This window comes from Amycolatopsis granulosa (assembly GCF_011758745.1).
Lineage (GTDB): Bacteria > Actinomycetota > Actinomycetes > Mycobacteriales > Pseudonocardiaceae > Amycolatopsis_E > Amycolatopsis_E granulosa.
Map to the genome: position 1 here is coordinate 4,791,406 of NZ_JAANOV010000001.1, position 21,475 is coordinate 4,812,880.

Below are 21,475 nucleotides of genomic sequence, written 5' to 3' on the forward strand. Positions count from 1 at the left end.
GTTCGACACCGGCAGGCCCGTGCCTGCCGGCGATAGTGGTATCACGGGCAGATGACGACCTGTCCGGCGTAGGACAGGCCCGCGCCGAATCCAACCATCAGCACGACGTCACCCGTGTTGACGGTGCCCGCTTTCCGCATGTGGTCCAGCGCCATCGGAATCGACGCGGACGAGGTGTTGCCGGAGTACGTGATGTCGTCGGCGACGATCAGGTCCTCCCGCGCGCCCTTGGCGCGCAGGCGCTTGGCGATCGCGTCCACGATCCGCAGGTTCGCCTGGTGCGGGATGAGCACGTCGATGTCCGACGGCTGCAGCCCGGCCAGCTCGACCGCCCGCAACGCGATCGGCGCGATCTGCGTGGTCGCCCACCGGAAGACCGACTGGCCCTCCTGGTAGATGTAGCGGTGGTCGCGCATGTAGATGGTGTCGACCAGGTCCCCGGCGCTGCCCCAGGAGACCGGCCCGATGCCCGGCTCGTCCGACGGCCCGACCACCGCGGCGCCCGCGCCGTCGGCGAAGATGATCGCGTTGGCGCGGTCCACCGGGTCGACCACGTCGGTCAGTTTCTCCGCGCCGATCACCAGCACCCGCCCGGCCGAGCCGGCGCGGATCAGGTCGGAGGCGACGCCGAGGCCGTAGCAGAACCCGGCGCACGCGGCGTTGAGGTCGAACGCGCCCGCGGCCTTGACCCCGATCCGGTCGGCGACCTGGCCGGCCGCGTTCGGGATCGGCGACGGCATGGTGCAGTTCGGCACGATCACCGTGTCCACGTCGGCCGCCTGCAGGCCGGCGTCGGCCAGCGCCGCGGTGCCCGCCTTGACCGCCATGTCGACGAGCAGCTCGTCCTTGTCGGCGAACCGGCGCTCGATGATGCCGACCCGATCCCGGATCCACTGGTCGCTGGTGTCCATGATCTGGGACAGGTCGTCGTTGGTGACGACGCGTTCGGGCTGGTAGCTGCCGACGCCGAGGATGCGCGTGGCGGCCGGGCCCTGCTTCTGACGCAACACCGGACTCACAGGATCTCCTTGGCGGCGGGCAGGTCGGCGGGAGTCTTCACGGCGACGGTCTGCGTGACCGTGCCCTTGAGCTGGCGCTTGACCAGCCCGGTCAGGGTCCCCGCGGGCGGCAGCTCGACCGTGGCGGTGACGCCCAGCTCGACCAGCCCGTCCATCGTCAGATCCCAGCGGACCGGGCGCGTGACCTGCTTGACCAGCCGCTCCAGGTACTCGGCGCCGCTGGTGACCACGGTGCCGTCGGCGTTGGACAGCAGCGGGCGGACCGGGTCCTTCGGCGTGATGGACGCGGCGTGTGTGCGCAGGGCCTCCTCGGCGGGGGCCATGTACTGGGTGTGGAAGGCGCCGGCGACCTTCAGCGGCCGGACCTTCGTGCCCGCCAGCGGCTCGGCGACGATGCGCTCGATCGCGTCCTTGGCCCCGGAGGCGACGATCTGGCCGGCGCCGTTGCGGTTCGCGGCGACCAGGCCGTGATCCGCCAGCCACGCGACCACCTCGTCCGGGTCGCCCAGCATGACGGCGGCCATCGAGGTCGGCTCGATCGCGCACGCCTTCGCCATCTCCGCGCCCCGCACCGCGGCCAGTGCGACGGCCTCCTCGGCGGTGAGCACGCCGGCCGCGGCGGCGGCCGCCAGCTCGCCCACCGAGTGGCCGGCGACCGGGGCGCCGGACGGGACGTCGCCCAGTGCGTCGAAGGCCAGCAGCGAGAGCGCGACGATCAGCGGCTGCGTGATCGCGGTGTCCTGGATGGTCTCGGCGTCGGCCTCGGTGCCGAGGTGGACCAGATCGAGCCCGGTCCGCTCCGACCAGCGCGCGAGCTTGTCGCGGGTACCGTCGAGTTCGAGCCAGGGGGAGAACATGCCGGGCGCTTGGGAGCCCTGCCCGGGAGCGAGCACTGCTGTCACGCCTTCAAGGGAACATGCTCGCCGGCCGGGGCCGGGATGCCGCTGGTCACCAAGTCGGAGCGGCGATCTTGTAGAAGACCTACAAAGATGCCGCCCGGGTGTCCTCTTCCAGCGGCGATGTGTTGTCGGTTCCGGGCACCCCGGAAGTGAGACCGGTCACCAGCAGCCGTTGACCGGCGGGTTACCAGAGGCCGCGCGCCCGGGCGAGCCTGCCCACGGTCAGGGCGACCCGCAGCACGAGGGCGTCCCGCGGCTCGGCGGGGTTGCGGCCGGTGAGCTCGGCCGCCCGCCGCAGCCGGTACCGCACCGTGTTGGGGTGCACGAACAGCTTCTTCGCGCACGTCTCCAGCACCCCGCCGGACTCGAGGTACTCGTCCACCGTCTGCAGCATCGTCGGCCCGGCGGTCTCCAGCGGCTGCGCGATCTCCTCGATCAGCAGCCGCTCGGCGTCGGCGTCCCCGGACAGGGCGCGTTCCGGCAGCAGGTCCGACGACCGCACCGGGCGCGGAGCCCCCGGCCAGCCGACCACCGCCCGCAGCCCGGACAACGCCTCGGCGGCGCTGCGGTGCGCTTCGGCGAGGCTGGGCACCGTCGGCCCGGCGACCACCGGTCCCTCGCCGAACGCGCCGGCCAGCTTGCCGAGCACCTCCCGCTGCTTGGCGTCACCGTCGGTCGGTCCGCCCGCCACCACGATCAGCCGGGTCCCCTGGACGCTGAGCAGCACCGGGCGCCCCAGCCGGGCCGCCAGGCGCCGCACCTCGAACACGACGCTCGGTGGGTCGTCCGACGGTGGCCGCCCGGCCAGCACCGTCGCCATCGCCGACGGTTCCCAGCCCAGCGCCGCGGCCCGGGACAGCACCGCCTCCTCGGCGTCGCCGCGCACGATGCCGTCCACGACCAGCGCCTCCAGCCGGGCGTCCCACGCGCCACGTGCCTCCGCGGCGGCGGCGTAGGAGTTGGCCGTGGCGAACGCGATCTCCCGGCCGTAGCGGAGGATGCCCTCGACCAGCGCGGCGTGCTCCTCGTCGGTGGCGGCGAACTCCGGCAGCTGCTCCTCGAACACCTCCATCGCCAGCCGCACCAGCCCGACGGCCTGCCGCAGGCTGATCCAGCGGGACAGGTCCTCGGGTGCGCCGCGGAACGCCTCGGTGGTGAGCTTGAGCGCCTCCTGCGAATCGCGCAGCCAGTCCACGAACCCCGCCGCGCCGGTCTGGGTGATCAGCAGGATGCTCGCCCGCTGCTCGGCGGGCAGCCGGCCGAACCAGGGCAGCCGCTGTTCCATGGCGGCGACGCTGGCGGAGGCGAGGCGTCCCGAGGCGTGCTCGAGCCTGCGCAGCGTCTTCGCCGAAAGGCCGTGGTGCTTGGCCGGCCGCCTGCCGTTCGTCTGGGTCATCGCGGAACCGACTCTAACCGGCCGTCCGGTAAACGCGAGGCCGCCCGGCGCGTTGCGGTTCTCGCAGCGCCGGGCGGCCTTATCTCCCCGGTCCCCACCGGTAGGTCCACTATGGAGCCATCGGATATTTTCCGCCAGTTTTCTCACTCGATCGTGCCAGGAATTTTCCACGCGTGTAGCAGGGCTCACTGCGCGTGCCGGAATGCGGGCGGCATGTGGCAGGTTGTGCCGCAGACGGGAGGCGTCATGCACGTTCTGTTGCAGCACGGGTTGTCCGTTTTCGGGCAGTGGATCTCCATCGCGGAGCTGGTCGGCCAGCTGTGCGCGCTGGCGGTGGTCTTCCTCGCGCAGCGTCGCACGCTGTGGACCTGGCCGGTGCAGGTCGGCGCCACGGTCCTGCTGTTCGCCGTCTACGCCTCGGCGCACCTGGGCGGCCTGGCCGCCCGGCAGGTGGCGATCCTGCTGATCTCGGTCTACGGCTGGTGGGCGTGGACGCGGCGGCGCGACCCGGTGTTCGGGGTGATCGTGCGTGGCGGCCGGGTGGCCGAGCGGATCGTCATGGCCGCGGCGTTCGTGGCGGGCACCGTGGTGATGGCGCTGGTGCTCGACGCGCTGCACGCGTCCTGGGCGCCGTGGCCGGACGCGGCGATCTTCGTCGGCACCCTGGTGGCCTTCGCCGCCCAGGGGCGCGGGCTGGTCGAGTTCTGGCTGGTGTGGCTCGTCGTCGACGCGATCGGCGTGCCGCTGCAGATCTCCTCCGGGTTGTACTTCTCGGCCGCCGTCTACCTCGTGTTCGCGGTCCTGGTCGTGCACGGCTGGTGGAGCTGGCACCGGGTCAGCACGCGCGTCGAGCAGCTCACCGCGGCGTCCCGCTAGCGCACCGTGACGGGCGGACTTGTGCTGGTTACTGCCCGACCATGGTCCACCATCCGCCCCCTCGCGCAGACGGCCGAGTTTTTCGTATTGAGCGTGCACGAGCTCCCCCAGCCGGCCCCACCCGTAGCGGCGGATCGGCTCGCCAGTGGGACGGTCCAGCCAGGGCAGCTTCGGCCATGCCCGTGCCGCACCAGGATGCGGTGCACCGTCGAAGCAGGTATCCGGAGGATCCCGGCGATCCGCGCTCGCCCCAGCTGGCGGTCCTTCCGCTGCCGCAGGATCTCCCGCTCCACCTCCGCGGGGTCCGCCCGGGCGAGGTGTGCGGGCGGCTAAGTCCGCTCAGCCAGCCCGGCCGCGCCCTCCTCCCGGGGCCGGTGCACCCATTTGTGCCCGGTCGCCCCCATCCCGCCTCCACATGCGCCACCGACTGCCCCGCGGCGACTCGCTCAACGAGCAACCGCCGCCCGTACTCGGTCAAACGGGAATTACGGTGAGACACGAAGACTTCCGTTCGCGCGGGTAAGGCGTCAGACCCCTCCAGCCCACGCGGACGTCTTCCTCATGATCAACCCGACGCGCCGACACCGACCCCACCATCAACAACGTCCATGACCACTACGTCTAGCGGGCTAGGATAGCTTGACTTGCACGAGGTCGTGTCTGCTCGGTCATCACGAAAACTTGCACGATACGGCAATATTGTTCCGCATCATGGAAGACAAAGTTCCGCTCACCTTGCTGGCATCGATACTCCGTGCTCGGAAAAACACGGAAAGATCGCCGGTTTGGCGCATCGTCAATCGAGCACCGCCTGGGATACGGTCGCTTGTCGAATCGGTGTTTCAGTGGGGGTGTGCTGTGGCGCGCAAACGGGGTTTCTTCGCTGAGCTCCAGCATCAGCAGATGGTGCAGGAACGAGAAAGGCAGCGGCAGCTCAAGCAGGCTATGAGGGAGGCTGAACAGGCGGCTCGCGCCCGCGATCGAGCATTGGCGAAAGAAGCTCGCGACCGGCGAGAACTGCATGTCCGGCAGCAACAAGACGAAGCTGCGGCGTTAACTGTTGCTGCCCAGCGCCGATTCGACGAGCTAGGCCAGGTGTTGGTGGACAGTCTTCGTCGTCGAGGAGTTTTCTCGTTCAGTCAAATGCGCAAGTCGTTCAAGCCTCGGCCGTTTGAGGCTCCGCCCGCCCTCGCCGCCCCGGCGCGGCAACCGCAATGGGACCGCTATGCTCCGCCGCCCCCGTCAGGAGTGGGGCGAGTTTTCAAGGGAGCCTATAGACACGCATTGCAGCAGGCCAAGGTCAGGTTCGAACACGACATGCAGACATATCAGCGCAATGAGCACGAGAGGCTCGCTGGGCTATCAGCGGCGGAGGCTCGGCACCGGCACATCGAGGACTCTCGCCGACAGGAAGTGAATCAACACAATGCTCAGGTTGAGGACCTGGAGAAGCGCGTTTCAGCAGGCGTGGCCGAGGCCGTCGAAGACTATTTCGAGCTGCTGATAGAGCACTCGCCTCTTCCTGGAGACTTGCCCGTCGACGTTGAAGTGGCCTACCAGTCTGATTCGAAGAAGCTGCTCATAATCCGGGAGTTGCCTGGCATTGACGTAATTCCGCAGCATCGCGAATATTCTTATGTGAAGTCGCGCGATGAAATTGTTTCAAAGCCGCGGAGCGCAAGGGAGGTCAAGCAAGCGTATGCCAATTTGGTGGCGCAGATAGTTCTGAAGACTATGCGGGACGTGTTCGAGGTGCGACCGAGTGATCTTGTCGACGAGGTGGCTGTCAATGCGCATGTTTCCACGCGTAACAGGGCCACCGGTAAGCCGGAACGCCCTTGTCTGGTCAGCGTCTCGGCGACCCGGAAGCAGTTCGAGGAGCTAGTGCTCACTGAACTCGACCCAGGCGAATGTCTAAAGTACTTCAATGCCCTCGTGTCCCCCCACCCGTGGGACCTCGAAGCAGTGCGTCCCATATTTGACCCCGACTTGTCGAAGTACCGGCTGGTGGAAGCTCTGGACGTGGCGGCGGGTCTCGATAGTCGCCCGGTTCTCTTGGAGATGAAGCCATTCGAGTTCGAGGTACTCGTAAAACAGCTTTTCGAGGCGATGGGTATGAAATCATGGGTTACTCAGGCGTCTCGTGACGATGGACTGGATGCGCTCGCTGTTAACGAAGATCCGATCATGGGCGGGGTCTGCGTCATTCAAGCAAAGCGATACAAGGGTACGGTGGAACCGGATGCGGTTCGTGCGCTTGCCGGTGTGATGGATGACAAGCGCGCAAGTCGTGGCGTGTTGGTGACGACTTCGCGTTTCGGCAAAGCTTCACACGATTTTGTTGCTCGTCATGGGCGGATGCAACTAATCGAAGGGGCACATCTTAAGCATTTGCTGGCCGAATACCTGCATCTCGATGTGCTACTTGGGCCGCTATCCTAGTAACGTTTCGAAACCGCGGCGCGGGCGGTTGAGTACGCTCCGGTTCGCTTGGTTGCATCGCGCACTGCGGGGTTATCGCAGGATCGCGTGGCTTGGACGCAGGTGGCCTATCTCCCTGACCCCGAGCAGCTGCATGGTGCGCACGATCTCGCCGCGCAGGATGTCCGCGCACCGCTGTACGCCCCGCTCCCCGCCGGCCATCAGCCCGTACAGGTAGGCCCGGCCGACCAGGCACAGCGATGCGCCCCGCGCGATCGCGGCCACGATGTCGCCGCCGGAGAGGATCCCTGTGTCGAGCCACACCTCGGCGTCGCCGCCCACCGCGTCCAGCGTGGCCGGCAGCAGTTCCAGCGGGGTGGGTGCCCGGTCGAGCTGGCGGCCGCCGTGGTTGGACAGCACCACCGCGTCCGCGCCGCACTTGACCACCTCCCGCGCGTCGGCGGGGTTCTGGATCCCCTTGACGACCAGCTTGCCCGGCCAGGTCTCACGGACCCAGGCCAGATCGTCGAAGTCCAGCGCCGGGTCGAACAGGGCGTCGATCAGCTCCGTGACGGTGCCGTGCCACGACTCGAAGGACGCGAACGTCAGCGGCTCGGTGGTCAGCAGGTTGAACCACCACGCCGGGTGCAGGGCGCCGTCGGCGAACGTGCGCAGCGTCAGCGCGGGCGGGATCGTCAGGCCGTTGCGCACATCTCGCATCCGCGCCCCGCCCACCGGCGTGTCCACCGTCAGCAGCAGCGTGCCGTACCCGTTCTCCCACGCCCGCCGCATCAGCTCCCGGCCCGCTCCGTGGTCCCGCCACACGTACAGCTGGAACCACTTCCGTGCGTGCGGTGCCGCCCTCGCGACCTGCTCGATCGAGGTGGTGCCCATCGTCGACAACACGTACGGGATGCGTTCCCGTTGCGCGACCTGGACCACCGCCCGTTCGCCCTCGTGGTGCATCATCCGCGTGAACCCGGTGGGCGCGAACGCGAACGGCAGCGCCGAACGCTCGCCGAGGACCTCCACGCCGGTGTCCACATCGGACACGTCACGCAGAACACTGGGGTGGAACTCCACCGCGCGGAACGCCTGCCGGGCACGACGCAGGCTCTCCTCGAGCTCGGCGGCGCCGTCGGCGTAGTCGAACACCGCCCGCGGCGTGCGCCGTCGCGCGATCGCGCGCAGATCGGCGATGGTGTGGGCGTTCGCCAGCCGCCGGCCGGTCGGGTTCAGCTCGACCGGCCTGGGCCGCAGGATCCGCTGCAGCTCGCGGGGCCGGGGGAGTCGGCGTCGCGTCATGGACGACATCCTCGCGCACCGTGCCGGGACGGCCACCCCCGGTGCGGGGGCGGCCGTCACGGGCACCGTGGTGCGGCGGTGGATCAGGCGTTGCCGGCGTCGGTCAGCTGCGGCCCCGCCGCCGTCACGTCGTCGATCCGGTACTTGCGCGCGGCCTCGACCACCTTGTCCTGCGCGACCTCGCCACGCTTGGCGAGTGCCGCCAGCGTGGCGACCGTGATCGACTCGGCGTCGACCAGGAAGTAGCGCCGCGCCGCCGGACGCGTGTCGGAGAAGCCGAACCCGTCGGTGCCCAGGGTGACCATGTCGGTCGGCACCCACGGGCGGATCAGGTCGGGTACCGCCCGCATCCAGTCCGACACCGCCACGACCGGGCCGGTCGCGCCGGACAGGGCCTGCGTCACGTACGGCACGCGCGGCTCGTCCGCCGGGTGCAGCAGGTTGTCCCGGTCCACCGCGACCGCCTCCCGGCGCAGCTCCGACCACGACGTCGCCGACCACACGGCCGCGCGCACGCCCCACTCCTCGGCGAGCATCCGCTGCGCCTTGAGCGCGTCCGGCATCGTCACGCCGGACACCAGGATCTGCGCCTCGGGACCGTCGCCCGCCGGCGCCTCCGCGTAGCGGTAGAGACCCTTGAGCAGGCCCGCCACGTCGAGGTTCTCCGGCTCGGCCGGCTGCCGGTACGGCTCGTTGTAGATCGTGAGGTAGTAGAACACGTTCTCGCCGTTGCCGTCCGGGCCGCCCTCGCCGTACATGCGGCGCAGGCCGTCCCGCACGATGTGGGCGATTTCGAACGACCACGCCGGGTCGTAGGCCACCACGGCCGGGTTGGTGTGCGCCAGCAGCAGCGAATGCCCGTCCGCGTGCTGCAGGCCCTCACCGGTCAGCGTGGTGCGGCCGGCGGTGGCGCCGAGCACGAACCCGCGCGCCATCTGGTCCGCGGCGGCCCACAGGCCGTCGCCGGTGCGCTGGAACCCGAACATCGAGTAGAAGATGTAGATCGGGATCATCGGCTCGCCGTGCGTGGCGTAGGACGTGCCCACCGCGGTGAACGACGACGTCGACCCGGCCTCGTTGATGCCCTCGTGCAGCAGCTGCCCGTGCTCGGACTCCTTGTAGGCCAGCATCAGGCTGGCGTCCACCGACGTGTAGCTCTGCCCGTGCGGGTTGTAGATCTTCGCCGTCGGGAACATCGAGTCCAGGCCGAAGGTGCGGGCCTCGTCCGGGATGATCGGCACGATCCGGTTCCCGATTTCACCGTCCTTGGCCAGCTCGCGGACCAGCCGGACGAACGCCATCGTGGTGGCGACCTCCTGCTTGCCCGAGCCCTTGCGCACGGCCTCGTACACCTTGTCGCCGGGCAGCACCAGCGGCTTCGCCCGGTTGCGCCGCTCCGGCACGAACCCGCCGAGCGTCTTGCGGCGCCCGATCATGTACTGGATCTCCGGCGAGTCCGGGCCCGGGTGGTAGTACGGCGGCAGCTTCGGGTCGCGCTCCAGCTCCTCGTCGCTGATCGGGATGCGCTGCGCGTCCCGGAACAGCTTCAGGTCGTCGAGCGTGAGCTTCTTCATCTGGTGCGTGGCGTTGCGGCCCTCGAAGGTCGGGCCCAGGCCGTAACCCTTGATGGTGTGCGCCAGGATCACCGTCGGCTGGCCCTGGTTCTCCATCGCGGCCTTGTACGCCGCGTACACCTTGCGGTAGTCGTGGCCGCCCCGCTTGAGGTTCCAGATCTCCGCGTCGGTCAGGTCCTTGACGAGGTCCTTCGTCCGCGGGTCGCGGCCGAAGAAGTGCTCGCGGACGTAGGCGCCGTCATTGGCCTTGTACGTCTGGTAGTCACCGTCGGGGGTGACGTTCATCAGGTTCACCAGGGCGCCGTCGCGGTCGGCGTGCAGCAGCGAGTCCCACTCGCGGCCCCAGATGACCTTGATCACGTTCCAGCCCGCGCCGCGGAAGTACGCCTCGAGCTCCTGGATGATCTTGCCGTTGCCGCGCACCGGCCCGTCCAGCCGCTGCAGGTTGCAGTTGATGACGAACGTGAGGTTGTCCAGGCCCTCGCCCGCGGCGACGTGGATCAGGCCGCGCGACTCCGCCTCGTCCATCTCACCGTCGCCGAGGAATGCCCACACGTGCTGGTCGGACGTGTCCTTGATACCGCGGTCGCGCAGGTACCGGTTGAACCGGGCCTGGTAGATCGCGTTCATCGGGCCCAGGCCCATGGACACGGTCGGGTACTCCCAGAACGACGGCATCAGGCGCGGGTGCGGGTACGACGGCAGCCCGCCGCCCTCGCCCGCGTGCGACATCTCCTGGCGGAAGCCGTCGAGCTGCGACTCGGTGAGCCGGCCCTCGAGGTACGCCCGGGCGTAGATGCCGGGCGAGGCGTGACCCTGGATGAACACCTGGTCACCGCCACCGGAGTGGTCCTTGCCCCGGAAGAAGTGGTTGAAGCCGACCTCGTACAGCGCGGCCGAGGACGCGTACGTGGAGATGTGGCCGCCCACGCTGACCCCGGGCCGCTGCGCCCGGTGGACCATGATCGCGGCGTTCCACCGGATGTAGGCCCGGTACCGGCGCTCGATCTCCTCGTCGCCGGGGAACCACGGCTCGTTCTCCGTGGGGATGGTGTTGACGTAGTCCGTCGCGGTCAGCGGCGGGACACCGACGTTGCGCTCACGGGCGCGTTCCAGGATCCGCAGCATCAGGTAGCGAGCCCGCTGCCGGCCGCCCCGGGCGAGTGCCTCGTCGAACGAGTCCAGCCATTCGGCGGTCTCCTCCGGGTCGATGTCGGGCAGGTGGGCCGCCAATCCGTCGCGGATGACGCGGACCCGGGCCGGGGCCCGATCGGTGCTGGCTCCGTTGCCTGCGGCCTGGTGGTTCTGGGGGGCCAAGGGATCTCCTCGCCGGTCGTCACTTTCGAGTGCGGGACACGGGTGCCTCTGGTGGCCGTGTCCTCTCTGTCATGGTCGTTCGATCCGAGCTTCCCGTCATCGCTACTGAGCGGTAACGTTCACCTAGTTCCGCGCGCGCACGCGCGCGCGTTATCTCTACCCTAAGCCAGGTATCCCCGGAGGGGTTCGCTCGAGGGTGGTTTTGCGGTCGCGAACCCGTCCCGGCGGGCCCTACGCTGCGCTACGAGTTGACAGAGATCCGGTGTGGACGGTTGCGCCGGAGGCTCCGGGCGTGTTCGCTACACCCATCCGTATGTCGGGTGCGGCGGCGTCCTGCCGTCCGCGTCGTGAGTTGGAGGAGTGACAGCAGTGGTCGCCGCTGGAGACGCTGAGCACAGCAGCGTCGCCGAGAGGCTTGGCATCAAGCCGGACATGACGGTTCAGGAGATCGGGTGGGACGAGGACGTCGACGACGACCTGCGTGCCGCGATCGAAGAACATATCGGCGGCGATCTCCTCGACGAGGACGCCGACGAGGTCATCGACGTGGTCCTGCTGTGGTGGCGGGAGGATGACGGGGACCTGGTCGACGCGATCATGGACGCGCGGTCGCCGCTCGACGAGAACGGTTTCATCTGGGTGCTCACCCCCAAGACCGGGCAGCCCGGGCACGTGGAGCCGAGCGAGATCGCCGAGGCGGTGCCCACCGTCGGCCTCGCCCAGACCTCGAACATCAGCGTCGGGCCGAACTGGTCCGGCACCAAGCTGGTGCCGCCGAAGTCCAAGTCGAAGCAGCGCTGAGAAGCCGCACGCTAAGGTGGGCGTGCGGCAAGCGCAACGTTGGCGATGGGAAGGTGCTTCGATGGCGGTCGAGGTCGGTTCAGTTGCTCCGGACTTCACCCTGAACGACTACAACAAGCAGCCGGTCACGCTGTCGTCGTTCCGGGGCGACAAGCCGGTGCTGCTGGTCTTCTACCCGTTCGCGTTCAGCGGGATCTGCCAGGGCGAGCTCTGCCAGCTGCGCGACGAGTTCGCCGAGTACGACGGCCAGGGCGTGCAGGTGCTGGGTGTGTCGGTGGACACACCGTTCTCGCTCAAGGCGTGGGCCGAGCAGCAGGGCTACCAGTTCCCCCTGCTCTCGGACTTCTGGCCGCACGGTGAGGTGGCCAAGCTCTACGGCGTGTTCAACGAGGGCGCCGGCCTGGCCAACCGCGGCACCTTCCTGATCGGCAAGGACGGCGTGGTGCGCTTCGCCGAGGTGAACCAGCCGGGTGAGGCGCGCGACCAGCTCGCCTGGAAGCGTGCGGTGGCCGAGCTGCCGGAATGATGCTCGCACCGGCGGGGTCCCTCGGGGCGCCGCCGGTCCGGGGCGCATAGCTCAGTGGAAGAGCACTTGCCTTACAAGCAAGGGGTCGCAGGTTCGAACCCTGCTGCGCCCACCCGTCCGGCCGCTCCGCCGGTGCCCGGAAATCCTGGTGCTCCCAGCGCTTCACGCTGGCAGACTGCGGGCCGTGAACCGTGACTTGATCTCGCGCCTCGCGCATGCCGATCACCCCGTCGCCGCGCCGCTCGGTGACGAAGCCGTGGCCAGACTGCTGGCCAGGGCCCTGCCGCGCGGGGACGAGCGCATCCTCGACCTCGGTTGCGGTGGCGGGGAGTGGCTGCTGCGCGCGCTCGAGCTGCGTCCGCAAGCCCGGGGCGAGGGCGTCGATCTTTCCGAAGTCGCTCTCGAGCACGCTCGCCGGGAGGCCGCGCGGCGCGGCCTCGCCGACCGGCTGGCCCTCCACCACCTGGACGCGGCCGAATTCACCGGCCCGCCCGCGGATCTCGTGCTCTGCGTCGGCTCCACGCACGCGTTCGGCGGTTTGCTGCCGGCCCTGGCGGCCGCCCGGAAGCTGCTGACGCCCGGTGGGCGGGTCATCGTGGGCGACGGGTACTGGGAACAGGAGCCGAGCGCGGAGGCCGTCGAGCTGCTCGGCGACCTCGCGGACCTGCCCGCCACCGTCGACATGGTGACCGGCGACGGCTGGGTGCCCATCTACGGGCATCTCAGTACCCGGCACGAGCTGGACGACTACGAGTGGAACTGGAGCGGCTCCCTCGCCGAGCGCGCGCCTGACCAGCTCGCCACGGCGAGCGAGCACCGGGACGAGTGGTTGCGTGGCTACCGGCACTGCTTCGGGTTCCTCACCCTCGTGCTCACTCCCGCAGCGCGACGTTGAGCTTCGCGCCGCGGATGACGGCCGGGTTCGCGAGCATCGCCCGGACCAGCGGCCCCTTTTCCGCCGCCCACGGTCCTGGTAATTCTTTTCCGGTTCGGGTGCCGGGTTGTGGGAGGTCGACGGGTGGCTACCTCGAGGCGGGAGTTCCTCCGTGCTGCCGCGCTGGTCGGCGCCTCCGCCGTGGCGGCACCGGCGGCACCCGCGAGCGCGGATCCCGGCGGTGCGGCACCGGGCGGCCCGGGCGCGGACACCACGTTCACCCCGGCCGGCAAGCTGGGGTTCGGAACCGCGCGCTCGGCCAGTCCGGTCTGGTTCACGCTCGAGGGTGGGCGGCTCTCCGAGGTGTACCACCCGGACCTGAGTACGCCGGCGAGCCGGGAGACGCAGATCGTCGTCACCGACGGAGAGTCCTTTGTGGAGCGCGTGTCGGACGTCGAGCACCGCACGGAACTCCCGGACGAGGAGGTGCCCGCGTACCGGCAGACCGCGCGCGGCACCGGGTGGACCCTGACCACCCGGTACGTGACGGATCCGGACCGGGACACGGTGCTCGTCGACGTCGAGTTCCGGTCACGGCGGCCGCTGCGCGTGTACGTGCTGCACGATCCGGCGCTCGGCGGTGACGGCACCACCGACCACGCCTTCCCGCGGGCCGGTGCGCTCGTCGCGGCGAACGGCAGCAGTGCCTGCGCCGTGATGGCGGGCGGCGGGTTCAGCGAGTCGACCGTCGGCTACGCCGGGGTCAACGACGGGTGGACCGAGCTGGTCGCCGGCCGCGGCCTGCTGACGCACCACTACGCGACGGCCGGGCCCGGGAACGTCGTTCAGCTCGGCCGGTTGCGGCTCGACGGCACGACCCGCACCCGGGAACTAATCGCCCTCGGCTTCGGCGCGGACGCCGACCACGCGGTGCGCGCCGCGCGGGCCTCGCTGACCCGGGGGTTCGGCCCCGCCGCGGCGGCGTACGCATCGGGGTGGCGGCAGTACCTGGCCGGGTTGCCCGAGCCCCCCGCCGACGCGGACCGGCGCGTCTATCTGACCTCGGTGGTGGTGCTGGCCGCGAGCGAGGACAAGCGCAACCCGGGCGCGTTCATCGCGTCACCGTCGATGCCGTGGGCATTCGGCTTCGACCGGGCGGTGGCGCCGCGGTACGGGTCCTACCACCTGGTGTGGCCGCGGGACCTGTACCAGATCGCCACCGGACTGCTCGCCGCCGGCGACCGGGCGGCCGCGGAACGCGCGCTGGACTACCTGCTGCGCGTGCAGCAGCCGGACGGGCACTGGCCGCAGAACACCACTGTGGACGGCACGCCGTTCTGGACTTCGGTCCAGCTCGACGAGACCGCCGCGCCGATGCTGCTGGCGTGGCTGCTCGACCGAGATGATCGGGCCACAGTGGACAGTCTCACACGCGGTGGCGATTTCCTGTTGTCCTACACCGGGAACGGGCACGCCTCGCCGTACACCGAGCAGGAGCGGTGGGAGGAGCAGAGCGGCTATTCCCCGTCCACGATCGCGTCGGTGATCGCCGGGCTGGTGTGCCTGGCCGACCTGATGCACCGGGCTGGGCGCGACCCGTCGCGGTTCCTCGCCGCGGCGGACCGGTGGCGGGCCGCAGTGGACGGCTGGACGGTGACCGGCAACGGGCCGTACTCGCCTCGCCCGTACTTCCTGCGGTTGACGAAGGACGGCAACCCGAACGCCGGGACGACGTACGACCTGGGCAACAACAACCCCGGCACGACCGACCAGCGGGCCGTGGTGGACGCCGGTTTCCTCGAGCTGGTGCGGCTGGGTGTGCGGCGGGCGCAGGACCCGGTGGTGCTGAACTCGCTGGCGGTGGTGGACGCGCGGATCTCCACGCTCACGCCGTCGGGCCGGCACTGGCACCGCTACTCCGGCGACGGATACGGCGAACAGGCCGACGGCCGGCCGTGGAACGTGAACCGGCCGGACGTGGTACGGACCTACGGCCGGTTGTGGCCGATCTTCGCCGGTGAGCGTGGCGAGTACGAACTGCTGGCCGGCGACCGTCCTGCCGCGCGAAACCGGTTGCGCGACATGGCCGCGTGCGCCGGCGAGACCGGGTTGCTGCCGGAACAGGTGTGGGACACGAACCCGCCCTACCCGGCCGTGCGACCGGGCACGCCGACCGCCTCGGCCACCCCGCTGGCCTGGACCCACGCCCAATACCTGCGGCTGGCGTGGTCGTTGTCGCGGGGGAGGCCCGTGGAGTACCCCGACGTCGTGGCGACGCGCTACCTGAACGCATGAGCGGCAAGCGGTAGGGGGTTGCCCGCCGCTGGTGCTGTTTGTGGGAGGGTGGGCGGGTGCGGGAACGGGCGTTGGCGGCGTTGGCGGGGCTGGCGATCGGGGATGCGCTGGGCATGCCGACCGAAGGCAAGTCGCCCGCGGAGATCGAACCGGTGACCGGGTTCGCGGCTGCCCGGGGGCTTCCGGCGGGCGCGGTCACCGACGACACCCAGCAGTGCGTCATCGTGGCTCGCCTGTTGATCGACGGCGGTGGGCGGATCGACCCGCACCGGTTCGCCGGGGCGTTGCTGGCCTGGGAACGGGATCTGCGCGGTCGCGGTGTCCACGGCCTGCTCGGGCCCTCCACCCGTGCCGCGCTGAACGCCGTCGCCGCGGGCGAACCGCTGGAGCAGGCCGGCCGGTACGGTGCCACCAACGGCGCGGCCATGCGCATCACGCCCGTCGGGATCGCCACGCCGCCCGACCTGGAGCTCCTCGTCGAGCGGGTGGTCGAGGCCAGCTGGGTCACCCACCACACCGGCGTCGCCCTGGCGGGGGCCGCCGCGGTCGCCGCCGCCGTGAGCGCGGGAATCGACGGGGCGGGCCTGCCGGACGCGATCGACCTCGCCATCGCCGCCGCCGAACTTGCCGCGCAGCGCGGGAACTGGGTCGCCGCCGCGGACGTCGCCGCCCGCATCCGCTGGGCACGGGACCTCGATCCCGCGCGCATCGCCACGCTGATCGGCACCAGCGTCGCCACCCAGGAATCGGTGCCCGCCGCCTTCGCGGTGCTCGCGCACGCCGACGACCCTTGGCACGCCTGCCGCACCGCGGCGAGCCTGGGCGGCGACACCGACACGATCGCCGCCATGGCCGGTGCCATGGCAGGAGCCTGCACTGGAGCCGGCGCCTTCCCCGAAGACGCCGTCCGCACGGTCACCGAGGTCAACGATCTCCCGCTACCCGAGCTGGCCGACGGCCTGCTGGAACTGCGTGCCGGAACCCGCTGAGCGGTCACCCGTCCGCGCCACCACGTCCGCGGCCTCCGCCGCCCCGCCGCACGTCCGCACGATCTCCCGCATGCCACGCACGTTCTCGGCGATCCCGGCGTCCGACGACACCCGCAGCACCGCGTTGTGCAGCGCCTGCACCGTGACGTCCGCCCGGTCCAGCGTGACCCCCAGCCCCAGCTCCGTCAGCCGCGCCGCGTTCAGCCGCTGCTCCGCCATCTGCGGCACCGCGACCATCGGGACGCCGTGGTACAGCGCCTCCAGCACGCTGCCCATCCCCGCGTGCGTGACGAACGCCGACGCCATGGCCAGCACGTCCAGCTGCGGCACCATCGCCGCGATTTCCACGTCGTCCGGCACCGGCCCGAGCGTGGCCGGGTCCACGTGCCGGCCGATCGCCATGACCGTGTGCCAGCCCAGCCCGGCCGCCATGTCCAGACACGTCCGGAAGAACCCCGGCTGGTCGGTGAAACACGAGCCGAGCGAGACCAACAGCACCGGCTTGCCCCCCGGCGCCCGCCAGCGGCCCTGGAAGGACCGGTCGCCCAGCGCCGGACCGGTGAAGGTGTGCTCCGGCCCGAGCAGTTCCGGCGACATCTGGAACGCCCGCGGCACGAACACCACCTTCGGATCGGCGGTAGCCTGGAACTGTTCGACCGAGCACCCCAGCCCGTGGGTGTCGAGAAATCGCTGGAACCTCTGGTACACCGGCAGTTCCGACAGGCTCGGCACCCCGAACGCGACCTGCTCCCAGCCCGGGAACAGCGCGTGCGTCGGCGACAGCTGCACCATCGGCACACCCAGCTTGAGCGCCAGCACCTTCCCCGCGAACGCGACGAAGTCGTAGACGATCACGTCGGGCAGGTCACCGGCGATCGCGGCCTCCAGCACGGGGAGCGCGGCCTGCGCCTCCCGGTGGTACACCTCCACGCCGGCCATCAGGTCCTCCGGCGGTGGCCCGCCGTCGCGCACTCCGGGCAGCACCACGGGTTCCGCGCCCACCACGCGTACCTGCGGGACGAACTCCGCGCCCACCGCGTAGGTCACCCGCCACCCGCGGGCGACCAGCTGGGCCACCACCGCGAGGGTCGGGTTGACGTGCCCGTGGTCCGCGACGTTGACGAACAGGGCGTGCTTCACCGCGCCACCCCGCGAACCACGTGCTCGACCGGCGTGCAGTAGGGCAAGCCGGACAGCGTCTCGCCGCGGAAGAACCGGAGCGCGAGGTCCACGATCTCGGCGGGTCGTTCCAGGTGCACCAGGTGGTCGGCGCCGCGGATCGCGGTGAAGCGCGCGTCCGCACAGCGGGCGGCGGCGGCGCGGCTCAGCCGCGGCGTGGTCAGCGGATCGTGCTCACCCGTGGTGACCAGAACCGGGACGGGGAGCACCGCACCGTCGTCACCGGGGTGGTCCAGCAGCCGCCGGGTGTTGTCCAGGTACTTCGCGACGTCGGCGCCGGTCATCGCGCCCACCAGCCCGGTGAGGCACCGGCGCACCGCGGCCTGGCGCTGCACGCCCGCCTCGCGGCTGAGCATCAGATCCAGCACCTCGGTCGTGAACTCGTCGTGCCGCCCCTGCTCGGCCAGTTCCACGCTGCGCGCGATGCGCTCCCGCAAGGGACCGGTCACGTGCGTCATCGTGCCGACCAGCAGCACGCGCCGCACCCGGTCGGGCCGCAGCTGTGCCCACCGGTGCGCGACACCGCTGCCGTAGGAGGCGCCGACGAGGTGCACCGGGCCGGGCGCGACGTGGTCGAGGAGGTGGTCGAGCGCGTCGGCCAGGAAGTCCACCCCGTACTCCGGCGGCAGCCGGTCCGCGGTGCCCCAGCCGGGCAGGTCGGCGGTGATCACGTCGGCGTGGCCGAGCAGATCGCGTTCCACGCGCCCCCAGGCGTCCTTGCGCTGGAACGCGCCGCCGACCAGGACGACCGGCTCGAGCCCGCCGCCCGATCCGCGCACCTTCCTGCCCTCGTAGGTGAATCCGCCGAACGTGAGCGGGACGATCTCCTGCCGGGTGGTCATTGCCGTCACAAGCATCTTCCTCGGTCGTGGTCGCGGCACGCCACGAAACCACGCCGCCGCCTGTTCTCGCGCCGCGGAAACCCGATGGAGCCAACATCTCCACACGCACGTGTGACCGGTGTCCGAGCCCTCGGGGACCGCTGTGTGCTACGCCGACACCACCAACCCCCGACATCAGCAACCCCTCAGGGCGCATCCGGTGGAAGAACTGGGCGGTGCCCGTCAGTCACGCGCTCGCGGCGGTGACTGTGCCTGGCGAGCGACCTGGCGGAAGTGGTGCGCGGGCGGGCCGCGCGGCCCGGGGCTTCAGTCCGCGAGGCTGAGGCCGGCGAGCTGGGCGCGGCTCGTGACGCCGAGCTTGGGGAACGCCCGGTAGAGGTGGTAGCTCACCGTTTTCGGACTCAGGAACAGTTGGCCGGCTATTTCCCGGTTGCTCATGCCGGTCGCCGCCAGGCGGGTGATCCGCAGTTCCTGCGGCGAAAGCGATGGCGCCGGGTCACGGCCGGGCCGCGGGGTAATGGTGGCGCCGGCGGCGCGCAGTTCGGCACGGGCGCGGTCGGCCCACGGGGTCGCGCGAAGCCGTTCGAAGGTTGACAAGGCGGTGCGAAGGTGGAGCTGGGCATCGGTCTTGTGGCGCTCGCGGCGCAGCCGCTCGCCGAAGAGAAGGTGGGTGCGGGCGGCCTCCCACGGCCGTCCGGTGTTGGCGTGCAGGCGAACGGCCGTACGGAACAATTCGTGCGCCTTGGGCCAGTCCTGTTCCACGAGCGCCCGGCAGCGGTGCAGCACCGCATCGGCCCAGCCGAGCCCGGATGCCTCGGCCCAGGCGGTGATCTGCTCCAGCGCCGCGCGCGCCGAGCGGTCGTGACCGCCGAGACGGGAGGCGGCTTCGATGCGGTCAGGGGCGTAGTAGACGCTCTGGATCTGGCGGCCGACCCGGCCCTCCTGGGCATGCTCGAGCCGTTCGAGCGCCTCCGCGAACCTGCCCCGGCCAAGATCGGCGAGGGCAAGGGCCCACTCGGCCCACGCCAGGCTGTTCACGATGCCGGTGGTGTCGAAGTGGTCGTGGCAGTGGGCGGCGAGTTCGGCGCAACGGTCGTATTCGCCGCGCACCGCGCAGATCCAGGCGAGCATCCCCTCGAGGTAGCCGGCCCGGTTGGGCTGGCCGGTGTCCGCGGCGATCCGCAGCCCGTCGGCCGCCGACGCTTCGGCGTCCCGGAACTTGCCGAGGTAGAGCTCGGACGCGGTGAGGGTGAGGTGTACCAGCGGTAGCCACCCGATCTCGCCGCGCGAGCGGCACTCGGCGGCGACGGCCAGGGAGATCTCCCGTCCGGCCTCGAAGTCGCCGACCAGGCCGGCGACGAAGGCGGCGTTGACCCGCAGGTCCGGACTGCTGGAGGACTTGCGGCCGTGGTCCACGAGGGCGCGCATGATCGACAACGCCGCCGCCGGGCCACGTTCGAGGAACTCCGCCGCGCCGTACACCGCGGCGGCGGCGGGCCCCAGCCCGTGCTCGGGGTGCGGTCCCAGTTCGCGCAGCAGGTCCGCGGCGGCCCGCAGCCGGCTGGTGTCGCTGAGCTGCCACGCGTTGCGCGCCGCGTCGACCAGCAGGAGACCGGCCTCGGCACGGTCCTGGGCGGTGTTGCCTCCGGCGATGGTGCCGGCGGCGGCCAGCAGCAGGTCGTGCGCGGTACCGGGGTCGCCGTCGTCGAAGGCGATGCGGGCGCGCAGGGCTTGTGCCCGTGCCCGTGTTCGCGGATCGTCGGTCAGCCGGGCGGCCGTATCGAGCAGTGAGCCCGCCCTCGGGCCCAGACCGGCGTCCACGGCGGCCCTGGCGGCCGCGATCAGCCGGCGGGCACGCCGGCCCGGGTCGGCGGTGAGCTCGGCCGCACGCTCCAGTGCGGGTGCGGCGGCCTCGTGTCCATTGCGTTCCCTGGACCGGGCGGCGCTCTCCTCGAGGGCCAGCGCCGCTTGTTCGTCGGGGCCCGTCGCGGCGGCGGCCAGATGCCAGGCGCGGCGGTCCGGCCGGTCGGTGAGGACAGCCGCGAGCGCGCGGTGCGCCGCGAGGCGCTCCTCGAAGGTGACGGCGCGCAGTGCGGCGCCACGCATGAGCGGGTGCGCGAAGGTGACGCGCCCGCCGGCGATCCGTACCAGGCCGGCCCGTTCAGCGGCATCCGGTGCCCCGGCGCCCGCGCCGAGTCGCGCACTGGCGGCGAGGACCGTCGGGAGATCGCCGTCGTCCTCTGCCGCGACGACCAGCAGCCACGTACGGGCCTGCGGCGGCAACTCGGCGATCCGCGCGGCGTACGCGTCCTGGATGCGGCGCGGCAGGGGCAGCGGTTCGAAGGTGCGGGAATGGTCCGCCACGGTGCTGGGCAGTTCGACGAGGGCGAGCGGGTTGCCCGCGCTCTCTTCGAGGACCCGGCGCCGCAGCGGAGGGGTGAGCCCCGGCGCGTGCTCGGCCAGCACATCCCGTGCACTGTCGTCGTCGAGCCCGGCGAGCCGTAGCTCGGGCAGCCCCGCCGCGTCGAAGCCGTCCCTGGCGGCCAGGACGAGGGCGATGCCCTCGGCGTGCAGGCGCCGGGCCGCGAACAACAGCGCGCGAGCCGAGCTGTGGTCGAGCCAGTGCGCGTCGTCGACCAGGCACAGCAGGGGACCGTCGGCGGCGAGCTCGGACAGCAGGGACAGCACGGCAAGGCCGACCATGAGCTGGTCGCCGCCGCCCTCCCGCGCGAGGCCGAACGCCTGCTTGAGGGCGGCCGTCTGAGGGGCGGGCAGCGCGTCGATCCGGTTCAGCGCGGGACGCAGGAGCATGTGCAGCGAGGCGTACGGCAACTCCGCCTCGGTCTCGAACCCGGCGGCCTGAACCACGGTCATGCCGTGGGTGTCGCGAGCTTGCGCGGCGGCGTAGGACAGGAGCGCGGTCTTGCCGATACCCGGATCTCCCCGGAGCACCAGCGTGCCGCTGGACCCAGCGGACGCGGCGGCGAGGAGGGTGTCGAGCGTTGCCTGTTCGGGCCCCCTGCCGTGCAGCGGCGTCACCTCGGATTTCCCTTCTGCCCAGTCTGGATCCTAGTCGGTTGTCCGGTACCGGCCGGACGACGGTCTTCCTAATGTCCCCTGGTAGGGGCGGCCGCCCCGGCCCAGACGAGCAGGACGGACCAG

15 protein-coding genes, 1 tRNA gene and 1 pseudogene are annotated in these 21,475 nt (G+C 70.9%); 8 read left to right on the forward strand and 9 right to left on the reverse strand.

Annotated features, from left to right (window positions below; genetic code table 11):
* Positions 1–41 precede the first annotated feature (41 nt).
* From FHX45_RS23550 to FHX45_RS23560, 3 genes are all read right to left on the reverse strand, one after another.
* Complete coding sequence (locus tag FHX45_RS23550; protein ID WP_167106000.1) at positions 42–1,019, reverse strand: beta-ketoacyl-ACP synthase 3; 978 nt, start codon at positions 1,017–1,019, stop codon at positions 42–44.
* On the reverse strand, positions 1,016–1,921 hold the full coding sequence (locus tag FHX45_RS23555; protein ID WP_167106003.1) for an acyltransferase domain-containing protein: 906 nt from the start codon (positions 1,919–1,921) through the stop codon (positions 1,016–1,018). Before FHX45_RS23555 ends, FHX45_RS23550 begins: the two co-directional genes overlap by 4 nt.
* A 181-nt stretch (positions 1,922–2,102) precedes the next feature.
* A complete protein-coding gene (locus FHX45_RS23560; RefSeq protein ID WP_167106006.1) occupies positions 2,103–3,314 on the reverse strand; it encodes a PucR family transcriptional regulator in 1,212 nt (403 codons plus the stop codon).
* A 246-nt stretch (positions 3,315–3,560) separates the two neighbouring features.
* Here FHX45_RS23560 and FHX45_RS23565 point away from each other — a divergent pair, with 246 nt between their 5' ends.
* Positions 3,561–4,190: a nicotinamide mononucleotide transporter family protein gene (locus FHX45_RS23565; protein ID WP_167106009.1), complete on the forward strand. Its 630-nt coding sequence runs from the start codon at positions 3,561–3,563 to the stop codon at positions 4,188–4,190.
* A 57-nt stretch (positions 4,191–4,247) separates the two neighbouring features.
* Here the strand turns inward: FHX45_RS23565 and FHX45_RS28760 are convergent.
* Positions 4,248–4,689, reverse strand: a pseudogene (locus FHX45_RS28760) (leucine zipper domain-containing protein); the annotation flags it as partial.
* A 212-nt stretch (positions 4,690–4,901) separates the two neighbouring features.
* Between FHX45_RS28760 and FHX45_RS28230 the strand changes: the two are divergent.
* Positions 4,902–6,632, forward strand: a complete 1,731-nt coding sequence (locus tag FHX45_RS28230; protein ID WP_243869202.1) for a restriction endonuclease — start codon at positions 4,902–4,904, stop codon at positions 6,630–6,632.
* 72 nt (positions 6,633–6,704) lie between these two features.
* Here FHX45_RS28230 and FHX45_RS23575 read toward each other — a convergent pair whose 3' ends face one another.
* Positions 6,705–7,916: an alpha-hydroxy acid oxidase gene (locus tag FHX45_RS23575; RefSeq protein WP_167106012.1), complete on the reverse strand. Its 1,212-nt coding sequence runs from the start codon at positions 7,914–7,916 to the stop codon at positions 6,705–6,707.
* Positions 7,917–7,999: 83 nt separating this feature from the next.
* The gene (aceE, locus tag FHX45_RS23580) at positions 8,000–10,807 is read right to left on the reverse strand and encodes a pyruvate dehydrogenase (acetyl-transferring), homodimeric type (protein ID WP_167106015.1); all 2,808 of its coding nucleotides are present in this window, start codon (positions 10,805–10,807) and stop codon (positions 8,000–8,002) included.
* 369 nt (positions 10,808–11,176) lie between these two features.
* On the opposite strand from aceE, the gene FHX45_RS23585 reads away from it, so the two are divergent.
* From FHX45_RS23585 to FHX45_RS23610, 6 genes are all read left to right on the forward strand, one after another.
* The gene (locus FHX45_RS23585) at positions 11,177–11,608 is read left to right on the forward strand and encodes a DUF3052 family protein (protein WP_167106018.1); all 432 of its coding nucleotides are present in this window, start codon (positions 11,177–11,179) and stop codon (positions 11,606–11,608) included.
* 61 nt (positions 11,609–11,669) lie between these two features.
* Entirely contained in the window at positions 11,670–12,134 is a 465-nt protein-coding gene (locus tag FHX45_RS23590; RefSeq protein ID WP_167106021.1) for a peroxiredoxin, read from the forward strand.
* 40 nt (positions 12,135–12,174) lie between these two features.
* Positions 12,175–12,246, forward strand: a tRNA-Val gene (locus tag FHX45_RS23595).
* 72 nt (positions 12,247–12,318) lie between these two features.
* A complete protein-coding gene (locus FHX45_RS23600; protein ID WP_167106024.1) occupies positions 12,319–13,029 on the forward strand; it encodes a methyltransferase in 711 nt (236 codons plus the stop codon).
* A gap of 123 nt (positions 13,030–13,152) precedes the next feature.
* Positions 13,153–15,303 carry a glycoside hydrolase family 15 protein gene (locus FHX45_RS23605; protein WP_341771589.1) on the forward strand — a complete coding sequence of 717 codons (2,151 nt, stop codon included), beginning with the start codon at positions 13,153–13,155 and terminating at the stop codon, positions 15,301–15,303.
* Positions 15,304–15,359: 56 nt separating this feature from the next.
* Entirely contained in the window at positions 15,360–16,292 is a 933-nt protein-coding gene (locus FHX45_RS23610; protein ID WP_341771590.1) for an ADP-ribosylglycohydrolase family protein, read from the forward strand.
* Here FHX45_RS23610 and FHX45_RS23615 read toward each other — a convergent pair.
* From FHX45_RS23615 to FHX45_RS23625, 3 genes are all read right to left on the reverse strand, one after another.
* Positions 16,242–17,432, reverse strand: coding sequence for a macrolide family glycosyltransferase (locus FHX45_RS23615; protein ID WP_167106027.1), 1,191 nt, complete (start codon positions 17,430–17,432; stop codon positions 16,242–16,244). The two genes, FHX45_RS23610 and FHX45_RS23615, sit on opposite strands and share 51 nt — an antisense overlap.
* A complete protein-coding gene (locus FHX45_RS23620; RefSeq protein ID WP_243869205.1) occupies positions 17,429–18,313 on the reverse strand; it encodes an alpha/beta fold hydrolase in 885 nt (294 codons plus the stop codon). Before FHX45_RS23620 ends, FHX45_RS23615 begins: the two co-directional genes overlap by 4 nt.
* Positions 18,314–18,619: 306 nt before the next feature.
* Entirely contained in the window at positions 18,620–21,352 is a 2,733-nt protein-coding gene (locus FHX45_RS23625; RefSeq protein WP_167106033.1) for an AAA family ATPase, read from the reverse strand.
* Positions 21,353–21,475 lie beyond the last annotated feature (123 nt).

Excerpts from the sequence above, each read along its gene's own strand:
- FHX45_RS23560 (WP_167106006.1), bottom strand. The coding sequence starts at position 3,314 with ATGACCCAGACGAACGGCAGGCGGCCGGCCAAGCACCACGGCCTTTCG.
- FHX45_RS23565 (WP_167106009.1), top strand. The coding sequence starts at position 3,561 with ATGCACGTTCTGTTGCAGCACGGGTTGTCCGTTTTCGGGCAGTGGATC.
- FHX45_RS28230 (WP_243869202.1), top strand. The coding sequence starts at position 4,902 with ATGGAAGACAAAGTTCCGCTCACCTTGCTGGCATCGATACTCCGTGCT.
- FHX45_RS23575 (WP_167106012.1), bottom strand. The coding sequence starts at position 7,916 with ATGACGCGACGCCGACTCCCCCGGCCCCGCGAGCTGCAGCGGATCCTG.
- FHX45_RS23590 (WP_167106021.1), top strand. The coding sequence starts at position 11,670 with ATGGCGGTCGAGGTCGGTTCAGTTGCTCCGGACTTCACCCTGAACGAC.
- FHX45_RS23620 (WP_243869205.1), bottom strand. The coding sequence starts at position 18,313 with ATGACCACCCGGCAGGAGATCGTCCCGCTCACGTTCGGCGGATTCACC.